A 1950-nucleotide genomic window follows, 5' to 3' on the forward strand; every position below is an offset into this window, starting at 1 on the left:
TCATCAGTTCATAGATCAAAGGCAGGTTGTATTCCGTAAGCAGATTCAACAATAACTGCAGCATCCCTACCAGTTGCTCTTCCGGTCGGACGATCAGGGCAGTCGCGATCCTTTTGAACCAGGCTTGTTCATGTTCGGTCAGGTTGGCCTGCAGGTAACTAAGGAGTTGGGTAGCAACTTCCGCCGTTTGTTCCTGCTCAGCCATCGCGGTTAGTTCCTGCCGTATCTCAGCATCATTGAACTTACCTACATTGAGTGCCTGTATATAGGTTGCGGTGCTGATACGTTCTTGACTATGGTAGGTTTGAAGCGTATCGATCAGCAACTTACGGCAATTATGATCACCCGGGCAGGCGACCGTCAATGCAATCAGTAATTCCGGTGCATGATCCGCATCATAAGCGCCGAACAGGCTTTTCAAATGTTCGTGGAAAAGTGTATCGTTTTCGTTGATCAGCCCCCTAAGTATGCCCGGCAATAATTGCCGTAGTACTTCATCTTTTATGATACGGGGCATTTCCTGCAGTAACAACTGCGCGAAGCCCGGATCATTTTTTAATTTAAGATAAAGTTGCTCCCCTGTATTGTATAGACTGCCGGGGTAATTATTGATCGCGTTAACCTGATGAATAAAGTCAAACAATTCTTGAATAGAAATATGGCAATCCCCCAAACTACCTTCCAGCAAATGAATTTCACCCGGCTGCTTCGTATGGGTTTTGGCCAATACTGACCAGGAATTAAGTCCGAAAAATTCCAGGTAAACGATCATTTTGCCCCGCTGCCACCAGTCATTCATCAGGTTTTTGAAAGGGAATGTTTTACTCATATACTGCCGGATCTGTGGCAGGGTGTCCAGTTCCGGCTTGAATTTTTGGCATACCGCGTGAAGGCAAATGAATTGAGCCATCGGTAAACAGATCGCCTGCTGCGGTTCATCCAGCAAACGCTTATCACACTGATGGTTATTCAACCATTTTAATAATGCGGCATGGCGCACATAACCCTGCTGAAAGATGAATTTTTCTGACTCCAACATTGGAAGTAAGTAATCACTTTCCCCGGTTGCTAATCTTCGGGTTTCCTTTAAGCTTAGGTTATTTAGGTTCACAGACATTGATGGCGTAAAACTTTAAAATTAATAATTTTTTCGGGCCTTGCCATCGGCCTATATAAGTAATGATCGTTGAAATAATCGAATTGCAGATTGGAAAATGCCGGATCCAAAAGGTACCCAACCCCTGACGTCCAAAATTTTTTCATTTTTTCTTCCTGATCACTAACAGGACACCAGGCCACCAAAAGGACACTGCCCTAAGTTGGGCTATACGCGCAACGGCCATCCCGGCACCTTTGTTCCAGTAAACAACAACAGATCTTGAACAGCAACAAAATTAAACGGGATAGCATAAACAACTTATTCAAACGCATCAGTTGGAGTGCTAACCTCGAAACCATCGGCGTATTCGCTATTGCCTAATACGCCTTTAAATATTACACATTAAAAAAACTTTAAAAAATCTTTAATTTTTTCGGGCAGGTGGATGGGGTTAGCCTACATGTATATATGGACGGAAACAGAACTCCTGAAGAACTGATACGGCGCTATGTTAACGGCGAATGCACAGACGCGGAAAAGGCGCTGGTAGAAAGCTGGCATATGGACGAATTGACCAAGAGCGAGCACGTAACATCGCAAAAGAAAATAGCGGCAGTGCACCGGCGCATGCGCAAGGCCGTCAGGAGCCAAAGCGGCATTAGCGTAAGAAAACTTTGGCCGCGTGTGGCCGTTGCTGCAACCGTTATACTGGCGGTCGGTATGGGCAGCCTTTTTTTTATTCACAATGATCATTCAGAACAGATCGTCGCCCGGCAACCGGCAAAAGAAAAAATCGTGCCCGGTTCGAATAAAGCCATGCTGACCCTGGCTAACGGGCGCCGCATCTCATT

At 45.5% G+C, this 1950-nt stretch carries 1 protein-coding gene and 1 pseudogene; one reads left to right on the forward strand and one right to left on the reverse strand.

Annotated elements, in window-relative coordinates:
• A partial coding sequence (locus AAGC65_RS26030) for a hypothetical protein (RefSeq protein WP_343115370.1) occupies nucleotides 1-1117 on the reverse strand: 1117 nt, incomplete at its 3' end.
• A gap of 450 nt (nucleotides 1118-1567) precedes the next feature.
• Here AAGC65_RS26030 and AAGC65_RS26035 point away from each other — a divergent pair.
• Nucleotides 1568-1950: pseudogene (locus tag AAGC65_RS26035) on the forward strand (iron dicitrate transport regulator FecR); the annotation flags it as partial.

It is taken from the genome of Mucilaginibacter sp., from assembly GCF_039207105.1.
Lineage (GTDB): Bacteria > Bacteroidota > Bacteroidia > Sphingobacteriales > Sphingobacteriaceae > Mucilaginibacter.